Below are 17,931 nucleotides of genomic sequence, written 5' to 3'. Positions count from 1 at the left end.
CGCGCCGCCTGCCACTCCGACCACGGACCGGCCACATCCGAGGAAGTGGATGCCCTGACACGCCAACGGACCAGCCAACCATCCTTCAGCTTGCCAGACGTGACCGCAGGCGTCTGCAACCAGCACTTCGTCGTGGTGTAACAACCACTCGACGACACCTCACCGCTACCGGACCAGATCAGCCCAGTACCCTGATCAGTCTTCCCCGGATCGTGCTCAACCTGCGCCTCCAACCGCAACGGCCGAGAATCAGAATCCCCGCCATAGGCCGAGAACGACGGCTGGGTGGATGCCAGCGTCCACAGCCCCGACGCCAATTGTCCTAGGGAGGCCGACGCCTCCGACACCACCGGCTTGGAGGTGTCCACCCTCGTGGCCTGCCATGCCGACCACGCGCCCGCCACCCCTGAAGAGGTCAGCACGCGTACCCGCCAGCGGACCAGCCAACCGTCCTTCAGCTTGCCGGACGCGACCGCAGGCGTCTCCAGCCAGCACTTCGTGGTGGTGTAACAACCACTCGACGAGACCTCGCCGCTACCGGACCAGATCAGCCCAATACCCTGATCGCTCTTACCCGGATCGTGCTCGACCTGCGCCTCCAACCGCAACGGACGCGAATCCGCATCCCCGCCATAGGCAGAGAAGGAAGGCTGAGTCGACGGCAACGTCCACAACCCGGACGTCGCCTGCCCCGGAGATGCCGATACCCCCGACACCACGGGAAGTGCGGCGGCTATAGCGGCCGGCACGGTCGACGCCTGAGTGAAGGATGCCGCTGTCGCCTTCGTACCACCAGATGCCGCGTTTCCTCGGCCGTTCGTCACCGGTGTTGATGCAGAGGCATCGGGGGACGACCCCCATTTCAACGGCGGTGGGCTGTTCAGCCCGTTCGTGGCCGGCTCGCCAACCACCTCGCGCGGCTTCTCCAACGGAAGCGACCCTATGGGCCGCTTGCCGACCCCGCTGGTCTTGCCCTCACCTCTTGGCTGGGTCGCGTCTGGCCCAACGAGGTGCGGCAGGTTCGCCGCCGACCCCGAACTCTGGACAGGGGCCCTGTTGGCGGAGCCTGCCGATGGTGAACCGGGAATCGTCAGCCGGCTCGGAGAGAGGGATGCGGCGAACGCTTGCACCCCCAGATCGAGGACACCTGGCATGAGAGCCACAGTCACCGCCAAGGCGACACGACTCGCCCACCTCGATGGCGCACTCCGTCCGAGCCCCAACCGGCTCCGACCCAGCACCCTTGCACCTGCTTGAGCACGCCTCATGGCCACGCCCGCACTTCCCCGTAGACCGAAACACCAGGGCCTTGGGCGCAACCCCGTAAGCGCCACATAAGAACGTCACAGATATACACAGACGAGACGAACCAGAAATAGATCTTGACAATCTGGATAGTGCTGGTGCAGGAGGCTGGTCGGATCGAATCGATTCAGCTGTCCTAGCAGCTCACGCGCCTGCAACACCCGCGAACCGAACAAAAGTGTGTGACGCAGATCACATAGGAATTCTTGATTACCCAATCCACTCCGGAGTCAATACTTCATGAGCCGATTCTTCGGCGCGTAAGAAGGGGGGCGACAGGTGCGCCGCATCGGCAATTTCATCGACGTTCCCCGGGGAATCGAGGGACGCACCCGAATAGATGTTTGCGGATACGGTTGCGTTGACAGCATCAAGCACAAAGAGCGCCACCATGACTCTGGGCGCCAGGAGGTAAAAAGAGGGCCTGATAGCGCCGTTAAGGCCGAATATTCGATTGTAATGGCGGTTGACCTGCGATGATCAGATCGCCACACCCGATGGTGATATGACGACCTACACGCCACGCGATAACCGGAAATGCGACGCGGCCGTAATACCCAGGCGATACTCGCCGCATCATCATGAAGACTTTCCGAGGAATCGCGGCCGACCTCTTCAATCTGGCGATGCACCACTGGACCCGAACTCAAGCGTCATGGCCACCCATCGGACACGAGTAGTGGATCACGAAACTGTCCGGCCCGGAGAATCCCTTACGCGCCCTGCCTCGAAACCACGGTTCCGTACTGTCAGCTGGCATGTTCCTGGGCAATCAGGGCGGGGTCTGCAACCGTCGCGAATTGTTGTCGCCTGGCTACCCGTTGTTGAGGTGTTTGTTCGAACTGCAACAGTGCCACTTGGTCCTAGGACGTTCAGGTCACCCAGCGCGCACCTCACCTGTAGGGCACGAGTGGACCTTCTCCGATCGGCCGCGTCCGGGACGGCGTGGCACCCGGCGACCGGCCTGTGACCGTCGGCCGCTTCCCGGTTGGTTCACTCGTCGGAGGTATCCGATCGCGGCATTGGAGATCCGGCACACGACCGGCCTCGATTTCCCGGCTCGCCGGGCCGCCTCCGTCTCCCGTATGTCAGCCCCACCGGCGAGCCCGTCACCCCCGTGTCGAACAATCTGCGGGCATGGATTCCGCATGACGCCCTGTCACCACGGACGTCCTGACCATGCCGACCTACGCTGCCCGCATGGCTTTTGTTATCCCAGAGATCAAGGTCGGCCTGGCCGAACTCGGCGGCGGGCCGGACGCCTGGTGCTCGAAGTGCGGCAAGCGTGCGACCTTGTATGCCGTTGACCCGGCGACCGGAAGGCCCACGTACGTCTGCACGGCCGACGCCGGTTCCGAGGTGGAGGCAATGCTCCTGCGCTCCCCCGACTAGCCGGATCACCACCGCGATGTCACCCTCGCGAGCCTCCGCGCTGAAGGAACGAGGCATTCCTCGACGCCGCGGAACCGCGCCCGTCCCCATGAGTGTTCGCCCCCGAGGAACGGGCGCCCCACGCCGTCCGAGCGTCGCTCTCCCCGGGTGACGGCGTTCGCCGCAGACAGGACTGCAACCCCTCCCGTCCGACCGGACGAGTTTCTTGAGCCCCACAGGCCGGACGTTTACGCTCGCGCCATGCCGATGATCGCCGTATTCGCCGGATTCGCCGCCCTGCTGGTCGTGGTCGCGTTCGTCGCCAGGCGCCGGCTGGCGGTGGTGACCGTACGGGGGGAGAGCATGGTGCCGGCGTTGCGGCCCGGCGACCGGTTGCTGGTGCTGCGCGGAAAGGCGGTCCGGCGCGGGCAGATCGTGGTGCTCGAACCGATCGGGCCGGGGATGCGGTGGCGGGACGGGCCGCTGCCCGAGGTCGCGGCCGCCGACTGGGTGGTCAAGCGGGTCGCGGCGCTGCCGGGTGAACCGGTGCCGCCGCAGTGCCCCGAACTGCCCGCCACGGTGCCGCCCGGACAGCTCGTGGTGCTGGGCGACGGGGAGGTCAGCGCGGACTCGCGGTTGTGGGGGCTCGTCCCGGCCGATCGGGTTCTGGGGGTCGTCCTACGCACCCTTGTTAGTACGTCCTAACAGCCGCATACTCCAATATGTCCGGACATTTCCTGACAACGGGGCTGGGATATGCGTCTGGTCTTTTCTGCCGCAGGACTGGCCGCGACCACCTTCACCATCTCCCCGCTGCACCACACCCTGTTCGCCGCCCTGTGCCTGCATCATCCCGGCTTCGCCGTACCCGGATCGCCGTGGCGGGATCTGGCACGCAGGACGCCCGCCAGAGCCATGCCGTTCGTCCGGCGTGTCCACCACGCGCCGCACAGCGTGTCCGGCTTCCTCTGGGCCGACCTGCCGCTGCCGCCCGGCGCGGGCACGCTCAACGACGAGCTCGACGTCCAGCCCGCTCTCGGTGACGTCGCCGACGCGCTCCGCGCCTTCTACGTCAGCTGCGTGGCCCCCGAGTGGGACGCGATCCGCCGCCGCCTGAACGCCCACGTGAACCGCTACTCCGAGCTGATCTGCGTGCGGGGGTTCGGCCGTACGCTGCCCAGGCTCACCCCCAGGCTGAGCTGGTACGGCTGCGCCCTGCAGATCGACACCTCGGACCTGTGCCCGTCGCCGGTGGAGCTCGGCGACGGCGGCGTGGCGTTCTCGCCGCTGATGTGCGCCAGCCGCTGCTTCCTCGCGCTGTCGCCGCCCCGCGGCGACAGCAGGGCCGTCATCGCCTATCCGGCCGGCGACGAGGGCGCCCGGCGTCCCGCGTCGGTGGACGCCCTGGCCCAGGTCGTCGGGCAGGCCCGCGCCAGGGTGCTGCGCTCGATCGGCGGCGGCTCGGCGACCGGCGAGCTGGCCAGGTCGCTGGCGGTGAGCGCCTCCACGGTGTCCGAGCACGTGACGGCGTTGCGGCTGGCGGGGCTCGTGAACACCTACCGCGAAGGCCGGGCCGTGCGGCACGTGCTCACCTCGCTGGGACACGAGCTCCTCGAATACAGCGCCTGATTTGTCGCATTTCGGTGGCGGTCCGAAAGGATTGCCCCTCCCCTGACCCGATGGTGATGATCAGGTGAATACAGCCCCTCTCACCCAGGAGGTCGGATGACTCGCACACTCAAGGCGTTGGGCGACCGGATGCTCGGCGCCCTGCTGCCCGCCAGCACCGCGGACGCCAGGGGGTGCCCCTACGAGTGCTGGTGCTACCACTGGCTCGACCACACCGCGTGGACCTGCGTGCGGCCGGACTGCACGACCTACGTGTCCTGCTACGAGTGCTGCTGACCCTCCACACCCCGCCCACGCCCCCTTCGCAGGGGGTCGTGGGCGGCCCCACCCGTGAAGGAGCGCCATGCCGTACCTAGAGCTGGGCTGCAGGGCCGTGCTCTGCCTGGTCTTCCTGGCCGCGCTGGCGGGCAAGGCCACCGGCTGGCGCGGCTTCGTGTCCTCCGTCCCCGATCTGGCTCCCGGGCTGCCCGCCGCGCCGGTCGCGGTGGCCGTGCTGGCCGGCGAGAGCGCCGCCGTGGCGCTGCTCGTCCTGGGCGAGCGCGCCGGGTTCGTGCTGGCCGCCGTGCTGCTCGCGGCCTTCGCCGCCGCGATTCTGCTGGCCCTGCGCCGCGGCTCCGCCGCCGCCTGCCGGTGCTTCGGCGTCACCGCCGCTCCGCTGAGCCGCGCCCAGATCGTGCGCAACCTGCTGCTGATCGCGGTCGCGGTCGCCGGCTGGGTGACGCCGGGCGGGCGCGTCGAACTCGCCGGGGTGGCGCTGGCGCTGGTCGCCGCCGCGGTGCTCGCCGCCGTGCTGGTGCTCTTCGACGACCTCGCCGACCTTCTCCTGGAGAGGAACCTCTGATGCCGTACGTCATCGCAGCCCTGGTCATCGTGGGCGTCATGAGCGCGCTCAACCTGGTGCTGACGTTCGCGGTGATCCGCCGGGTGCGCCACACCGAGCAGCACGCCGCTCCCTCGGGGCCGCCGTTGCTGCCGGTGGGCTCGACCGTCCCGGACGTGCGCGGGATCGGGCGGCCATCGGTGATCGGCTTCTTCGACACCGAGTGCCAGGCCTGCCCCGGGCAACTGCCGCCGTTCCTCCAGCTCGTCGCCAACGCGGGCTACTCCCCCTCGCAGGTGCTCGCCGTCGTGTCCGGCCCCGGCGGGGAGAACTACGCGGACGCGCTGCGCGGCAGCGCCACCGTGATCGCCGAGCCCGCCAACGGGCCGGTCTGCCTGGCCTTCCCCAACTCCGCCTTCCCCGCCTTCTACCTGCTCGACGACTCCGGCCGGGTCAGGTCGCGCGCGGTCACCGTGGCCGGGCTCGGCGCTCCCGTCACCGCATGACCCACGACGTCTCGCCCGGTGTGTTGCGGCTGGCCGGGCGAGCCGTGACAGTGTGGGGGCTGGCCTGGCGGGCCGCCCCGGTCGCCGCCGTCTGCTCGGTGCTCGCCGTCCTCGCCGGCGGCACGACGCCGGTGGCCGCCGCCTGGTGCACCAAGCTGATCCTGGACGGCCTGGCGGGCGGCCGGGCCGTACTGATGCCGACGGTCATGCTCGGCGTGGTCGGCCTGGTCGCCGCGCTGCTGCCGCACCTCACCGAACACACCGACGGACGGCTGCGCCGCGGCCTGGGCCTGCTGACCCGCGAGCGCCTGTTCACCTCGGTCAACGCGTTCGTCGGCCTCGGCCCGTTCGAGAACCCCCGCTTCCGCGACCGGCTCAGGCTGGCCGAGCAGGCCGGGACCGGCGCGGCCAACCAGATCCTGGCCCCCAGCCTGTCGCTGGTGCGCGGGCTGGTCACGCTGGCCGGGTTCGTCGCCGCGCTCACGGCGCTGAGCCCGGTCATGACGGCGATCGTCCTGCTGTCGGCGCTGCCGTCGCTGGGCGTGCAGTTGTCGCTGAGCAGGCGCAAGGTGGGTCTCGAATGGCAGATCAGCCCGGCGATGCGCCGCCAGATCTTCTACGCCGACCTGCTCACCGAGGTCGAGCCGGCCAAGGAGGTGCGGCTGTTCGGGCTTGGCGCGTACCTGCGCGACCGTCTCCTCGGCGAGATCCGCGCGGTCAACCGCCAGGAACAGGCCCTGGAACAGCGCGCGCTGGCGGGACACGGGCTGCTCGCCCTGCTCGGCGCCGCCATCGGCGGCGCCGGACTGATCTGGGCGATCGCCGGCGGCCGGCTCGGCGTGGGCGACGTGGCCGTCTTCGCCGCCGCCGTCGCCGGAGTGCAGGGCGCGCTGTCGGGCGGGGTCACCCAGCTCGCCCGGCTGCACCAGGCGCTGCTGGTCTTCGGGCACTACCGCGCCGTCGTCTCCGCCGCCCCGGACCTTCCCGTACGCCGTCCGCCCCGCCCGCTGCCCGCCCTCCGCTCCGGGATCGAGATGCGGGACGTCTGGTTCCGTTACGGCGAGGGACGACCGTGGGTGTTGCGCGGAGTGGATCTCACCATCCCGCACGGCGCCTGCGTCGCGCTCGTGGGGCTCAACGGCGCCGGCAAGTCGACGCTGGTCAAACTGCTGTGCCGGTTCTACGACCCGTCGCGCGGCGCGGTCCGCTGGGACGGGACGGACCTCCGCGACGCCGACCCCGCCGAACTGCGCTCCCGGCTGACCGCCGTCTTCCAGGACTACGTGGCCTACGACTTCACGGCGGCGGAGAACATCTCACTAGGCTCGCTCGGCGCCTCGCCCGAGCAGGTCAGGACGGCGGCCCGGCTGGCCGGGGTGGACAAGGCGCTGAACGCCCTGCCGCACGGCTACGACACGTTGCTCAGCAACCGCTTCCTCGACGCCGCCGAGACCTCCGGCGTCGTGCTGTCCGGCGGCCAGTGGCAGCGGCTCGCCCTGGCCAGAGCGTTGATCAGAGGCGAACGCGACCTGCTCGTCCTGGACGAGCCGAGCGCCGGGCTCGACGCGGAGGCCGAGCACGCCATCCACCACAGGTTGCGCGAGCATCGGGCCGGCCGCACCAGCCTGCTGATCTCCCACCGGCTGAGCGCGGTCAAGGACGCCGACCTCATCGTGGTGCTGGCGGAGGGCAGAATCGCCGAACAGGGCACCCACACCACCCTCATGGCCGCCGGCGGCGAATACGCCCGCCTGTTCACCCTCCAGGCCAGCGGCTACACCGTCGAGCACGCCTGAAGCCGCCTCAGGCCAGATGCATACGATGGCAGACTCATTCAGGTCGTGTGGATACGTCGCCGACCGCACGGCCCGGCCGTCGACGAGCAGCCGTTTCCCGGCGGTGAGGACGGAACGGGGGCTCAGTCACTTCGCCGTCGGACTCTGAGTCGGGGCTGGCTTGGGGTGGATGACGACCGGCATGCCGGCCCGCACCACGCCGGAGCCATGGATGGATCGGCCGTCGTGATCCTTCCAGAACTCCAGGTGGTGGGTGCCCGCCGGCACACTCGCCCACTTGTAGTACTGCCAGGAGTCGCAGCTGAACCGCGCGGTCGCGCCTGCGGGCCGGAGCGCCACCCAATAGGTGGTGGTGCCGTCCGGGCAGGAGTTGTTCCACCACAACTCGACGTCGCCGGCTGAGGTCTGCGTCCACTCCCGCGAAAGGACGCGGAAGGCCATGCTGTCGATCCGCGTGGCGAACCCGTAACGGGGATCAGGTGCGGGCGGCGGGGTGTCCATGGCGACGGCCTCCTGCTCTCCCGGAGCCTGCAGAAGGACGACCCCGAGGCCGGCCACCAGGACACCCCCCGCACCAGCGGCGAGGACGAGCCGCCACCCCGGCCTTCGTGAGCCCGCCGCCTCCCCTGCCGGGCGTTTCTGATCTTCGGGGTCAGGCCGGCTGAGCACGCGCCAGCGTTCCTCCCACGGCCCGCTCTCGGCCCCGCACGCCTTGACGTAGGACTCCACGAACTGCCACGCGGGCAGCTCCGTCGGGTTCAGGCGCCGCGAAACGGTGCTGGAGTGGTAGCCCATCCGACGGCCGATCTCCTGCAAGGAGATCCCGCCCCGCAGCCTGCGCAGGTCGTCCACGAACTCGGCGGTCGGCCCCTGCGACCGGTCGATGGGCTGATCCTTGCGGCCGCCCCGCGCCATCCGAATCCCCTTTCACCCGCCGGACGTCGTTGCGATCGTTGCTGCCTTTGTTGCTGCCTTTGTTGCGCAGCTCGAAGCCGGTGACATGGAGCTCGGCAGGATGTCAGCCTCTGGTTGCGACACGACTGCGGTCGCCATCTCCCCACTTCCCTCTCGCGAAAGAGGATCATCCATGTCCGTACTCTCGTACGCCGCCCGTGCGGCCTCCGTCATGGCCATGACCGTGGGCTTGGCCCTGGCCGGCGCCGCCGTGCCGACCAGCGCTCACGCCGCCGCCAAGACGCTGCCGTTCTCCTTCAAATACCGGCTCGAAAGCTCAACGTGGGTGCAGAAGTCCGGCACGACCGTCCTCTCCATCACAAAGTGCAACGTCTGGACCGGAAAGCTTCACGTCGGACTCGTCCGCTCGCGCTGGGGACGCGATACGCGCATGGACGGCCGCACCCTGACGTGCGCCAAGGGGCAGCGGACCACCTTCAACGTACCCATGGACGGCACGTACTACTTCGTCTTCACCAAGCTCGACGACGACAGGTACTACACAGGAAGCGCCACCATCAACTACCCCGCCTGAACCCCCCGCCCCCCCAGGCCCTTGGACCTCGCGCCGAGACGGGTTCTTACCCTGATGCGAAAGGAAATCTGTAGTCGCCACGGTAGACATTCGCGCCAAGGAGAGCTAGAGTTCCTGACATCGCAAGAGACGAATCCACGAGGGCAGCGCAAGCACCACGATGGGGCTGCCCGGACGGACGTGGACAGCAGTACAGAACGAGGTAGGGCAGAAGGTCGGACTGCCGCGGCCAGCATGGTTGAGCAAGACGGGCCGGGGCGGTGGACGCGCTGCCGCTTACAGGAAGTCGGCGCCGGCAATCGGGGCGCCGAGGTACGGATAACCGGAAAGGAGTGTTGAACGCCATCAGGATCGCCCGTCGCCGGCCGCATGTCGCCGCACGGGTACCGCAGCTCCACGAACAGGACGGTGGTCTACGGTCACGCTTACGCGATCCCCGCACCCCCGCATCGGGCGGCTGGTGCGGCATAAGTGAACCGCCCCTGCAGCACGCAGGCAGGGCCGGTCGATGGTGTTAAACCTCTGGGCCCCGGCGCTTCATGGCGCCGGGGCCCCTGTTCGCATTCGGGAAGGTTGAATGGATCAAGCACCTCAGGCAACAGTCACCGCGTCCAGGCGGGAGCGGCCCGGCCCCACCGGCGATCACCCAGCCGATCACCCGGTTCAGGACGTCGAAGCGGCCGGCAGTCTCGGGCAGCGGCTCGATGACGAGGACTATCCCGCCTACAGCATGGGCCGGGCCGCCGAGCTCCTCGGCGTCACCCCGGCGTTCCTGCGCAGCCTCGGCGCCGCCAAGCTGATCGAACCGCTACGCAGCGAGGGCGGGCACCGCCGTTTCTCCCGCTACCAGCTGCGCCTGGCCGCCCGCGCCCGCGAACTCGTCGACGCCGGCACCCAGCTGGAAGCGGCCTGCCGCATCATCATCCTGGAAGACCAGCTCGCCGAGGCGCTGCGCATCAACGAAGAACTCCGCCGGCGCCACTGACCGCTTTCCGCCCCCGGCCACACCCGGGGGCCTCAGGACCGGCCGCGCGAGCAGCTCTACGACAGCGAGGCCCGCGCGGCGTCGGCCGTCGCAGCTGACCGCCCTTCTTCGGCAAGGACGTCCCGTCCCCGACGTGCTGGGGGCTCGGTCGTCAGCGGTCGAGTCTGGCCGCCTGCATGGCGCTCAGCCGCCGCACGAACAGGGCGGTGACGATCGCCGTCGGTACGACCAGCATGTGCACGGCCACGCTGGCCCAGGTCGCCCACGTGAATGCGTACCTCAGGCCAAGGGTGTCCTCGTACGTCTCGGAGTCGTAGTCCTTGGCGAAGAGTGTCGTCCACTCGATCCAGAAGAGGGGCCAGGTCAGGAAGGTGACCAGCCACAGGGCCCACCATGTGTGCAGGAGACCGGCCGGGGCTGTGGTGCCGCTGCGTCCGGGAGGGCTGGAGGCGTGCCAGATGTCGTCGGCGATCTGCTTGGGCAGCCACAGGTTGCCGATCGGGATGAGCCAGCCGAATACGGCCATGGAGGGCCGGTAGCGCAGCCGGCCGGGCGCGAGCCGTTCGGCGACGACTCGTACCCGGAAGAACCAGAGCAGCCAGCACGCCGTCAGTCCCACGCCGGAGACGACCTGGGCCACCAGCATGATTTGGCCGACCGTCTCAATTTCGTCGTAGCTCTCCACCGGGTGCCACCGTCTCGCGTCGTCTGCAACGTCGAGTTGGTACACCACGGTGCTCACGGAGATCAGGGCGAAGAGGGCAAGCAGCACATAGGCGGCGATCTGGTAGCCGGTGGCGGAGTGCAGGGGGCCACGGCCGCGCATATGGCGGCGTTCAGTGACCAGCAAGGGCTGGGGTGCCCCCGGCGGATTCGCGTGGCCGGACGGTGGTGGTGCCATCGTTCGGGGGCCGCCACCGTCGGTCGCGGTGGCCGGGTCGTGCAGGGCGGTCAGCGCCAGGGTCCGGCGGTCGGCGATGACCTGGGTGAGCGCCTCAGGCAGCCATCGTCCCTGGTCGGGCGAAGCGAGCGCGGTGAGCCGGGTCAGCACCTGCTCCAGGGTGGGCCGGGCGGCGGGGTCCTTGGCCAGGCAGGCCGCCACCACAGCGGCCAGGGGGGCGGGCACTCCCTGAAGATCCGGGTCGGCGTGCACCACGCGGAAGACGACCGCGTGGACGGGCCCCGTCCCGAAGGGGCTGCGGCCGGTCACGGTGAAGGCGAGCATGCAGCCGAGCGAGAACACGTCCGAGGGCGGCCCGACCTCCCGGCCCATGGCCTGTTCTGGGGACATGAACGCGGCGGTGCCCAGCACGGTGGAGGTCTGGGTGTGGCTGGTGGCGTCCAGGGCGCGGGCGATGCCGAAGTCGATCAGGCGAGGCCCGTCCTCGGCGAGGATGACGTTGCCGGGTTTGAGGTCGCGGTGCACCATCCCGCACGCGTGCACGGCGGCGAGCCCTTCGGCCAGCCCGGCGCCGAGCACCGCGGCCGACTCCAAAGGGAGCGGACCGTGCTCGTCGACGGCTTGGTGCAGGGAGGGGCCGGGGATGTAGGCGGTGGCCAGCCACGGCCGGACGGCGTCGGTGTCGGCGTCCACGACCTGGGCGGTGTAGAACCCGCCGACCTTGCGGGCGGCGTCCACCTCGGAAGTGAAGCGGCGCCGGAATTCGCTGTTGCCGGCCAGCTCCGGGCGCACCACTTTGACGGCGACCAGGCGCCCGCCCGGGGAGCGGCCCAGGAACACCTCTCCCATCCCGCCCCCACCGAGCCTTGCGTGCAGCCGGTAGGAGCCGATGTGAGCCGGGTCGCCGTCGCGTAGGGGGTCGGTCATGGTGACTCATTCCTCGTCGAGATCATCGCCGGTCGGTGTCGATGATTCCAAAAGAGGGCCACCGGAACATGGCAAAACGGGCCGCGCCGGGTCCGCTGACCGAACTGGCAGGTGCGCCCGTCCGTCGTCGGCAGCGCCGTCGGCCAGGTCCCTGAGTACCGCAGGTACGGGCAGCGGGCCGTTAGACTACACCGGTGTTCGCGCGCGTTCCCCTGGCCGTCCGCTCATGGCCGGCCTGGTGGAGAGCCCGGCCGTCCTTGGTCAAGGACGGCGCGCTCGCGGCGACGCTCACTGCGCTGGCATTCGTGCCGACGCTGTCCGTCATCGGGGCCCAGCTCAGTGACCTGCCGAAGCGACCGGCCGACGCCTTGGCGGTGGTGCTGACCGTGGCGCAGTCGGCGCCGCTGGCGTTCCGCAGCCGTCACCCGGCGGCATGCCTGGCCGTCATCGGCGCCGCCTTCGCCGTTCATCAGGCGCTCTGCTATCCGCAGACGTTCGCCAGCGTCGGCTTCTACCTGGCCCTGTATACGGCCGGAGCCCAACAGCCCCGGCACCGTCGCACGCTCGCGGCGGCGGTGAGCGCCGGCTACGCCGCACTCGCGATCGTCCTGAGCCAGCTGGGATCCCCCAACCGGATCCCGGACTTCGTCGCTTTCTACCTGGTTCTGGTCGTGATCTGGATGGCCGGAGCCGGGATGCGCCGGTGGCGGGCCGAGGAGGCCGAACGGCGGCGGCTCGCCGCGCTGGCGGCCGGCGCCGACGAACGTGCCCGCATCGCCCGTGAGCTGCACGACGTGGTCACCCATCACGTGACCGCCATCGTGGTGCAGGCCGACGCCGCACAGTTCCTGGTCGGCACCGCACCGGAACGCGCAGGGCAAGGGCTGGCCGCCATCGGCGACACCGGCCGGCGGGCGCTGACGGAGCTCCGGCATCTGCTCGGTGTGCTGGAGGCGACCGGCGACGACGCGCTCACGGCCCGTACGCCGGGCCTTGACAGTATTGCCGACCTGGTCGAACAGGCCCGCGTCTCCGGCCAGTCCGTCGAACTGACCGAGCACGGCGAGCGCCGGCCTCAGCCGGTCGACGTCGAGCTGGCCGCGTATCGGGTGGTTCAGGAAGCCCTCACGAACGCCATCAAGCACGCGACCGGCCGGCCCACCAGGGTCACGGTCCACCACCGCGCCGGCCACATCGACATCGAGGTGACCACCGACGGGTCCGCTCTGGTGGAAGGTCCCGCCGTGCCGTCCGGGGGGCGCGGGCTGGACGGGCTGCGCCGCCGTGTCCAGATGCTGAACGGTGAGCTGACCGCCGGCGCCCGGCCCGGGGGCGGGTTCAGCGTCCGGGCTCTCATCCCCTTCAGGAGCACCGCATGACCAGTACGCCGATCCGGGTGCTCATCTGTGAGGACCATGAGCTGGTGCGCACCGGCTACACCACGATCTTCTCCGCCCAGCCCGACATGGAGGTCGTCGGGGACGCCGCGGACGGCCGCGCGGCGCTCGAGGCCGCCCGACGGCTGCTGCCGGACGTCGTCGTCATGGACATCCGGATGCCCGTCCTGGACGGCATCGAGGTCACCAGGCGACTGGCCGGGCCAGGCGTCGCCGCTCCGGTGAAGGTACTGGTGGTGACCACGTTCAACGTCGACGAGTACGCCTACGAAGCACTCAGGGCAGGCGCCAGCGGCTTCCTGCTCAAGGACGCCCGGCCGAAGGAACTGGTGGACGGCGTACGCACGATCGCGCGCGGCGACTCCCTGCTCGCGCCCGCCGTCACCCGGGCCCTCATCGGCCACTTCGCCGAGCGCCTGCGCCCCACCGACTCCGCCCGGCCGGCCCTGCAGGAGGTCGTGCGGGCGCTGACCCAGCGGGAGCTGGAAGTCCTCGAACAGCTCGCCGAGGGCCTGTCCAACTCGGAGATCGCCGCACGACTGTCCATCAGCATCGAGACCGTCAAGACGTACGTGTCGCGGATCCTGACGAAACTCGACCTGCGCGACCGTGTACAGGCGGTCGTGCTCGCCTACCGGGTGGGATTGGTGGCCGCCGATCAGGGTTGACACGGCGGTCAGGCGGAGAGCTCGGCGCGGCCCGGCCGAGGCCGGATCCGGCCGGCGCGGGCGGCCCGCCGCAGCAGCAGAATCGTGGGCACCAAGCAGACCAGCACCGCGAAAAGGCTGGCCTCAGGGCCGAAGACGCCGCCGGTCAGCGCGGTTGGGCCGGACAGCGTGACGTTCAGCAGGCCCTCGGGCGGCACGGCCGATCCGGAGACCGTGACCCCGAAGATCCCGGCTTGGGCGAAGTTCCACGCGAAGTGCAGGCCGATGGGCAGCCACAGCGACCGGGTGGCGACGTAGGCGGCGGCCAGCATGGCTCCGCCCGTCAAGGCGATCGCGAACACGCCCCACAGGGTGGCGTTGCCGTTGACCAGGTGCATCGCACCGAACAGCAGCATGGATACGACCAGGGCGATCACAGTGCCGGTACGTTCCTCCATGATGCGGAACACCACCCCGCGAAACAGCAGTTCCTCGGCCACGGCGACGCCGGCCATCAGCCCCGCGGCGCCGAGGAAGCCGCCGAAGGAACCCCAGGACAGCTCCTGCCAGCCACCGAACACCGCGATCAGCGCCATCACCCCGGCGAACAGGCCCGACCCGAGCAACATCCCGCGCCACAGCTGGGACCATCGCCGCGTCTTCCCGACTTCGGGGACGTCCGGACGCAGCTCGACGACCCGGCACAACCAGCGGTAGCAAATGACAGCGACGATGGCCAGGCCGCCCCCCACCGGCAGGGCGAGGATCGGCACGGGCGAGACGAACTGGTTGATCCCGGTCGTCACCGACATCACACCGAACAACGCGACCAGCAGAACGGGGAACCGGAACCTGCGCAACCGGTCACGGGCCGTGGCCGAACCGGCGTGCGAAGGGGTGGTTCTCGGATGCTCAGGGGACGCCACGATCGCGATCCTTTCGATCAGATGTCCGCGGTGTTTTCCGCGGCTTAGGCGAGGCTAGGGATCGGAGCCGGGCATGCCATCCCCCTGGAACGGACACAGCGGTAGCTCTCAGGAGGGACCAGGAACCGCCCCGGTTTCTGTCCCCCCGCCTCGCCGGCCTGCGCACCGGCAGCGACCGGATGAAGGCCGCCGACATCGTCCTGGTCGGGCCCCCCCTCCTGGCCGCGACGTACAGGGCATGTGAGCCACTCCTGAGAGCACTCAAGAACAGCCCACACGGAAGAGGTCACCCCAGCGCACCGTCTACGCAAGCGACGTACCACGTCGAGAGGGGCGTCGGCGGCCGGCATGATACGCAGCTGACGCCGACCGGCCCTAGAGCGGCAGCCTCCCTTGCCCAGGCGAGCCATGTTCGGTGCCGCGACGGGCGATCAGCGGGCGGATCTGCGGTTCGCGCACCAAACGGCGGTACGTGCCGTGGTCGTGGCCCGTCTGTTGAAGCGGCTCGTCCGCGAGCCGCGATGACCGCCTACATGCCTTGGTTCACCCTGGAGATTAGGACCGGGGTCCTGGATCGTCGCTGCTGGACCGTCTCAAGGCAGGACGAAATCGGCCGCCCGCGACGGCACGCTGGGATCATGATCACGATACGCGCACGGAACCCTGGTGAGCGCCGCGGCGGCGAACGCCGTAGGAGCAGGTGGCCGGTCATCGCCGTAGCCGCGGCGATGCTGATCGGGATGGCCCCGGCGGCGTCGGCTGCCGGGATTGACGGACCGCTGAGATGGCAGGACTGCGGGAGCGAGGGCGTGCCCGCGGGCATGCAGTGCGCTGCGATCGATGTCCCCGCGGACTGGGCGAAGCCGCAGGGACGGCAGATCACCCTGGAGCTGGCCCGGTTGCCGGCCACTGAGCCGCCACGCCGGCTCGGCAGCGTCCTGGGCATCTCCAGCGGTTACGGGATCCAGGACCTGACCCGTTCCGCGGCGGATCTCACCGAGCTGCGGCGCACGTTCGATCTGGTCGGCTACAACGCGCGTACCACCACGTGGATCGCGCACATGCCCCAGGCATGCACGCAGCCGGGGGCGTCCCCGCATGATCCGCGCAACGCGAAGGAGCTCGCGGCGCTGGCCGCGGCGATGAACGACGCGTTCAAGGAGTGTCAGAAGGCGGACACGACGGGGCTGTTCGCGCACCTGGATGCCTTGTCGATCGCCAGGGACACCGAGGCGATCCGCGAGGCGCTGGGCGAAGAGCGGCTGAGCTTCATGGCCAGCGGCATCGGCGGGTCCGCGGCCGCCGCGTATGCCCGGCTGTTTCCTCAGCACATCCGGGCCATGTACCTCGATGGAGTGAACAACCAGACCGACGGCTGGCCCGCGCAGCGGCTGCTGAGTCTGCCGGTCATGCAGCGGATGTTCACCAGGTTCGCCGACTGGTGCGCGGAGACTCCCGCCTGCGCGCTGCACGGCCAGGACGTCGAGGCGGTGTGGCGCAGGCTCCTGCGGGATGCCGATCGCCATCCGATCTCGGTCACCTCGTCCCAGTACGGCGAGGGGAAGCTCACCGGATGGCTGTTGACCTCCACCCTCCCCCTCGACCCGGGGCCGGAGAACGCCAACTGGCTGACCTTCGCGGCCGCGGTGGACAAGGCGCGGAGCGGGGACGGGTCAGGGTTCGCCGATCAGGCGCTCTTCAACGCGCGGTATTCGGCAACGCCCGGGGCCCAGGTGATGAGCTGCGGGGACGACCGCGGCTACACCAGCTATGCCCAGCTTGAGGACTTCCGCAGGAAAGCGCGGAAGATCGCACCTGAGTACGCGGGAGCGGCCATCGACGCGCTCGGCTGCACAGGCTGGCCATTGCCGGTCGCCAATCCGTCCCGCCCGCTGCTCACGCGGGGTCTGCCGCCCTTCCTGGGGGTGGGCACCACGTGGTTCGACCACACCTCGACCAAGAGCTTCGCCAGCATGATCCCGGGATCGGTGACCATCGCCTATGACGGACCCGGTCACGTCATGTACCTGTCAGGCAAGAAGTGCCCGATCAGGCACGCCACCAGATACCTGACCGACCTGACACTCCCAGACCCGGGCACAGTCTGCCCCACCGAATGATCAACGCTCAGAGCGAGGTCAGGGTGGCATCCGCAAGATCCTTCAGTGTCAGGGGGTGCCGAGCTCTGACGACGCGTGACGGGGCGTACGAGCGCGACGAACCCGGTCTTCGATCTCTGCATGGTGGCCCGTCTGATCGGGTTGCTCCGTCAAGGTGCGGCGGTGGGCGCCACCCAGCTGCTGAGGAGCCGGAGCGCCTGCGCGGTCGGGGAGCCCGGCTCGACGTTGTAGACGCACAAGGTCTGGTCGGGGTCGCCCGGAGGCTGGAAGGACTCGTAGTGGAAGTGCAGCTCGCCGACGAGGGGATGGCGATAGTGCTTGGTGCCGTGCGTGCGGCGCAGCACGCGGTGGTCGTTCCACCAGGAGCTGAACTCCGGTGAGCGCAGGGTGAGCTCGCCGACGAGGTCAGCGAGCCGGCGATCCTGGGGATGGCGACCGGCTTCCAGGCGGAGCATGGCGACGGTCTCCGCGGCGACGCGTTCCCAGTCGCCGGTACGGATCCGGGCTTCGGGGTCGAGCAGGTAGTAGCGGGCCAGGTTGCGCTGAGGCACGGCAAGGGCCTCGAAATCGGTCAGCACCTCGCGGGCCAGGCGGTTGGCGGCCAGGACGTCCGTACGGCGGCCGAGGATGAAGGCGGGCACGTCATGAAGGGTCTGGAGCATCAGATGGAGGCCGGGCCTGACCTGCTGGGGGCTGACGGGGGCGTGGCGGGCAGGGCGAGCCAGCAGGTCGGTGAGATGCTCGCGTTCGGCGGGGTCGAGCTGAAGGGCCCGCGCGAGCGCCTCGACGACCTCGGGCGAGGGGTGACCGGCGCGGCCCTGTTCGAGCCGGGTGTAGTACTCGGTGCTGACCCCGGCCAGCCTGGCGACCTCGCCGCGGCGCAGGCCGGACACGCGACGCCCGCGGCCGTCGGCGGGCAGCCCGGCCTGGTCCGGGGTGATCCGGGCACGGCGTGAGCGCAGGAAGTCGGCGAGTTCGCGACTGCGGTCCATGTCCTCCAGTGTGCAGGGACGGGCGAGCGGCCAGGTGCACGGAGGTGGCCCTGCCAGTACCTGCCTCGCGGGTACCTGCCCGGGCAGGGCCCGTTCGGGCGCCCCGGGAAGGGGACGTGG

Annotated in this window: 17 protein-coding genes; 12 read left to right on the top strand and 5 right to left on the bottom strand. The window is 69.7% G+C overall.

What is annotated here, in order from left to right; all coding sequences use genetic code 11:
* A partial coding sequence (locus AB0J46_RS42625; RefSeq protein WP_364340773.1) for a hypothetical protein occupies positions 1-602 on the bottom strand: 602 nt, incomplete at its 3' end.
* A gap of 1,903 nt (positions 603-2,505) precedes the next feature.
* On the opposite strand from AB0J46_RS42625, the gene AB0J46_RS42620 reads away from it, so the two are divergent.
* From AB0J46_RS42620 to AB0J46_RS42590, 7 genes are all read left to right on the top strand, one after another.
* Complete coding sequence (locus tag AB0J46_RS42620; RefSeq protein ID WP_352356176.1) at positions 2,506-2,697, top strand: hypothetical protein; 192 nt, start codon at positions 2,506-2,508, stop codon at positions 2,695-2,697.
* A gap of 240 nt (positions 2,698-2,937) precedes the next feature.
* A complete protein-coding gene (locus AB0J46_RS42615) occupies positions 2,938-3,381 on the top strand; it encodes a S26 family signal peptidase (RefSeq protein ID WP_364340771.1) in 444 nt (147 codons plus the stop codon).
* 51 nt (positions 3,382-3,432) lie between these two features.
* Positions 3,433-4,305: a winged helix-turn-helix domain-containing protein gene (locus tag AB0J46_RS42610; protein ID WP_364340769.1), complete on the top strand. Its 873-nt coding sequence runs from the start codon at positions 3,433-3,435 to the stop codon at positions 4,303-4,305.
* Between the two features lie 96 nt (positions 4,306-4,401).
* Complete coding sequence (locus AB0J46_RS42605; protein ID WP_125645566.1) at positions 4,402-4,581, top strand: hypothetical protein; 180 nt, start codon at positions 4,402-4,404, stop codon at positions 4,579-4,581.
* A gap of 67 nt (positions 4,582-4,648) precedes the next feature.
* Positions 4,649-5,146 carry a MauE/DoxX family redox-associated membrane protein gene (locus AB0J46_RS42600; protein ID WP_364340767.1) on the top strand — a complete coding sequence of 166 codons (498 nt, stop codon included), beginning with the start codon at positions 4,649-4,651 and terminating at the stop codon, positions 5,144-5,146.
* Entirely contained in the window at positions 5,146-5,631 is a 486-nt protein-coding gene (locus AB0J46_RS42595) for a hypothetical protein (protein WP_364340765.1), read from the top strand. Before AB0J46_RS42600 ends, AB0J46_RS42595 begins: the two co-directional genes overlap by 1 nt.
* Positions 5,628-7,427, top strand: a complete 1,800-nt coding sequence (locus tag AB0J46_RS42590; RefSeq protein ID WP_364340763.1) for an ABC transporter ATP-binding protein — start codon at positions 5,628-5,630, stop codon at positions 7,425-7,427. The genes AB0J46_RS42595 and AB0J46_RS42590 overlap by 4 nt, the downstream gene beginning before the upstream one ends.
* A gap of 126 nt (positions 7,428-7,553) precedes the next feature.
* Here the strand turns inward: AB0J46_RS42590 and AB0J46_RS42585 are convergent, their stop codons facing one another.
* On the bottom strand, positions 7,554-8,342 hold the full coding sequence (locus AB0J46_RS42585; protein WP_364340761.1) for a helix-turn-helix domain-containing protein: 789 nt from the start codon (positions 8,340-8,342) through the stop codon (positions 7,554-7,556).
* Positions 8,343-8,514: 172 nt separating this feature from the next.
* Here AB0J46_RS42585 and AB0J46_RS42580 point away from each other — a divergent pair, with 172 nt between their 5' ends.
* Together AB0J46_RS42580 and AB0J46_RS42575 are read left to right on the top strand one after the other, a co-directional pair.
* Positions 8,515-8,916 (top strand): hypothetical protein, encoded by a 402-nt coding sequence (locus AB0J46_RS42580; RefSeq protein WP_364340759.1) that lies wholly within the window; start codon positions 8,515-8,517, stop codon positions 8,914-8,916.
* Between the two features lie 730 nt (positions 8,917-9,646).
* Complete coding sequence (locus tag AB0J46_RS42575) at positions 9,647-9,901, top strand: MerR family transcriptional regulator (protein ID WP_357971564.1); 255 nt, start codon at positions 9,647-9,649, stop codon at positions 9,899-9,901.
* Between the two features lie 151 nt (positions 9,902-10,052).
* On the opposite strand, the gene AB0J46_RS42570 is transcribed toward AB0J46_RS42575, so the two are convergent.
* Complete coding sequence (locus AB0J46_RS42570; protein WP_364340757.1) at positions 10,053-11,729, bottom strand: protein kinase; 1,677 nt, start codon at positions 11,727-11,729, stop codon at positions 10,053-10,055.
* Between the two features lie 194 nt (positions 11,730-11,923).
* On the opposite strand from AB0J46_RS42570, the gene AB0J46_RS42565 reads away from it, so the two are divergent.
* Both AB0J46_RS42565 and AB0J46_RS42560 read left to right on the top strand, forming a co-directional pair.
* A complete protein-coding gene (locus AB0J46_RS42565; protein WP_364340755.1) occupies positions 11,924-13,108 on the top strand; it encodes a histidine kinase in 1,185 nt (394 codons plus the stop codon).
* Positions 13,105-13,794, top strand: a complete 690-nt coding sequence (locus tag AB0J46_RS42560; protein ID WP_364340753.1) for a response regulator transcription factor — start codon at positions 13,105-13,107, stop codon at positions 13,792-13,794. The genes AB0J46_RS42565 and AB0J46_RS42560 overlap by 4 nt, the downstream gene beginning before the upstream one ends.
* Positions 13,795-13,802: 8 nt before the next feature.
* Here the strand turns inward: AB0J46_RS42560 and AB0J46_RS42555 are convergent, their stop codons facing one another.
* Positions 13,803-14,699: a type II CAAX endopeptidase family protein gene (locus tag AB0J46_RS42555; RefSeq protein WP_364340751.1), complete on the bottom strand. Its 897-nt coding sequence runs from the start codon at positions 14,697-14,699 to the stop codon at positions 13,803-13,805.
* 638 nt (positions 14,700-15,337) lie between these two features.
* Between AB0J46_RS42555 and AB0J46_RS42550 the strand changes: the two genes are divergently transcribed.
* Complete coding sequence (locus tag AB0J46_RS42550; protein ID WP_364340749.1) at positions 15,338-16,819, top strand: alpha/beta fold hydrolase; 1,482 nt, start codon at positions 15,338-15,340, stop codon at positions 16,817-16,819.
* A 149-nt stretch (positions 16,820-16,968) separates the two neighbouring features.
* Here AB0J46_RS42550 and AB0J46_RS42545 read toward each other — a convergent pair whose 3' ends face one another.
* Positions 16,969-17,811, bottom strand: coding sequence for a helix-turn-helix transcriptional regulator (locus tag AB0J46_RS42545; RefSeq protein WP_364340747.1), 843 nt, complete (start codon positions 17,809-17,811; stop codon positions 16,969-16,971).
* Positions 17,812-17,931: the final 120 nt, after the last annotated feature.

Origin of the sequence: Nonomuraea sp. NPDC049758, from assembly GCF_040674635.1 — a bacterium.
In the GTDB taxonomy this organism is placed as follows: domain Bacteria; phylum Actinomycetota; class Actinomycetes; order Streptosporangiales; family Streptosporangiaceae; genus Nonomuraea.
This window is presented reverse-complemented; position numbering and strand designations above follow the sequence as displayed.

What these genes read in the sequence shown, in the direction of transcription:
- AB0J46_RS42585 (WP_364340761.1), bottom strand. Translation starts at nt 8,342, where the DNA reads ATGGCGCGGGGCGGCCGCAAGGATCAGCCCATCGACCGGTCGCAGGGG.
- AB0J46_RS42615 (WP_364340771.1), top strand. Translation starts at nt 2,938, where the DNA reads ATGCCGATGATCGCCGTATTCGCCGGATTCGCCGCCCTGCTGGTCGTG.
- AB0J46_RS42600 (WP_364340767.1), top strand. Translation starts at nt 4,649, where the DNA reads ATGCCGTACCTAGAGCTGGGCTGCAGGGCCGTGCTCTGCCTGGTCTTC.
- AB0J46_RS42545 (WP_364340747.1), bottom strand. Translation starts at nt 17,811, where the DNA reads ATGGACCGCAGTCGCGAACTCGCCGACTTCCTGCGCTCACGCCGTGCC.
- AB0J46_RS42620 (WP_352356176.1), top strand. Translation starts at nt 2,506, where the DNA reads ATGGCTTTTGTTATCCCAGAGATCAAGGTCGGCCTGGCCGAACTCGGC.
- AB0J46_RS42560 (WP_364340753.1), top strand. Translation starts at nt 13,105, where the DNA reads ATGACCAGTACGCCGATCCGGGTGCTCATCTGTGAGGACCATGAGCTG.
- AB0J46_RS42610 (WP_364340769.1), top strand. Translation starts at nt 3,433, where the DNA reads ATGCGTCTGGTCTTTTCTGCCGCAGGACTGGCCGCGACCACCTTCACC.
- AB0J46_RS42550 (WP_364340749.1), top strand. Translation starts at nt 15,338, where the DNA reads ATGATCACGATACGCGCACGGAACCCTGGTGAGCGCCGCGGCGGCGAA.
- AB0J46_RS42570 (WP_364340757.1), bottom strand. Translation starts at nt 11,729, where the DNA reads ATGACCGACCCCCTACGCGACGGCGACCCGGCTCACATCGGCTCCTAC.
- AB0J46_RS42575 (WP_357971564.1), top strand. Translation starts at nt 9,647, where the DNA reads ATGGGCCGGGCCGCCGAGCTCCTCGGCGTCACCCCGGCGTTCCTGCGC.
- AB0J46_RS42580 (WP_364340759.1), top strand. Translation starts at nt 8,515, where the DNA reads ATGTCCGTACTCTCGTACGCCGCCCGTGCGGCCTCCGTCATGGCCATG.
- AB0J46_RS42590 (WP_364340763.1), top strand. Translation starts at nt 5,628, where the DNA reads ATGACCCACGACGTCTCGCCCGGTGTGTTGCGGCTGGCCGGGCGAGCC.
- AB0J46_RS42595 (WP_364340765.1), top strand. Translation starts at nt 5,146, where the DNA reads ATGCCGTACGTCATCGCAGCCCTGGTCATCGTGGGCGTCATGAGCGCG.
- AB0J46_RS42605 (WP_125645566.1), top strand. Translation starts at nt 4,402, where the DNA reads ATGACTCGCACACTCAAGGCGTTGGGCGACCGGATGCTCGGCGCCCTG.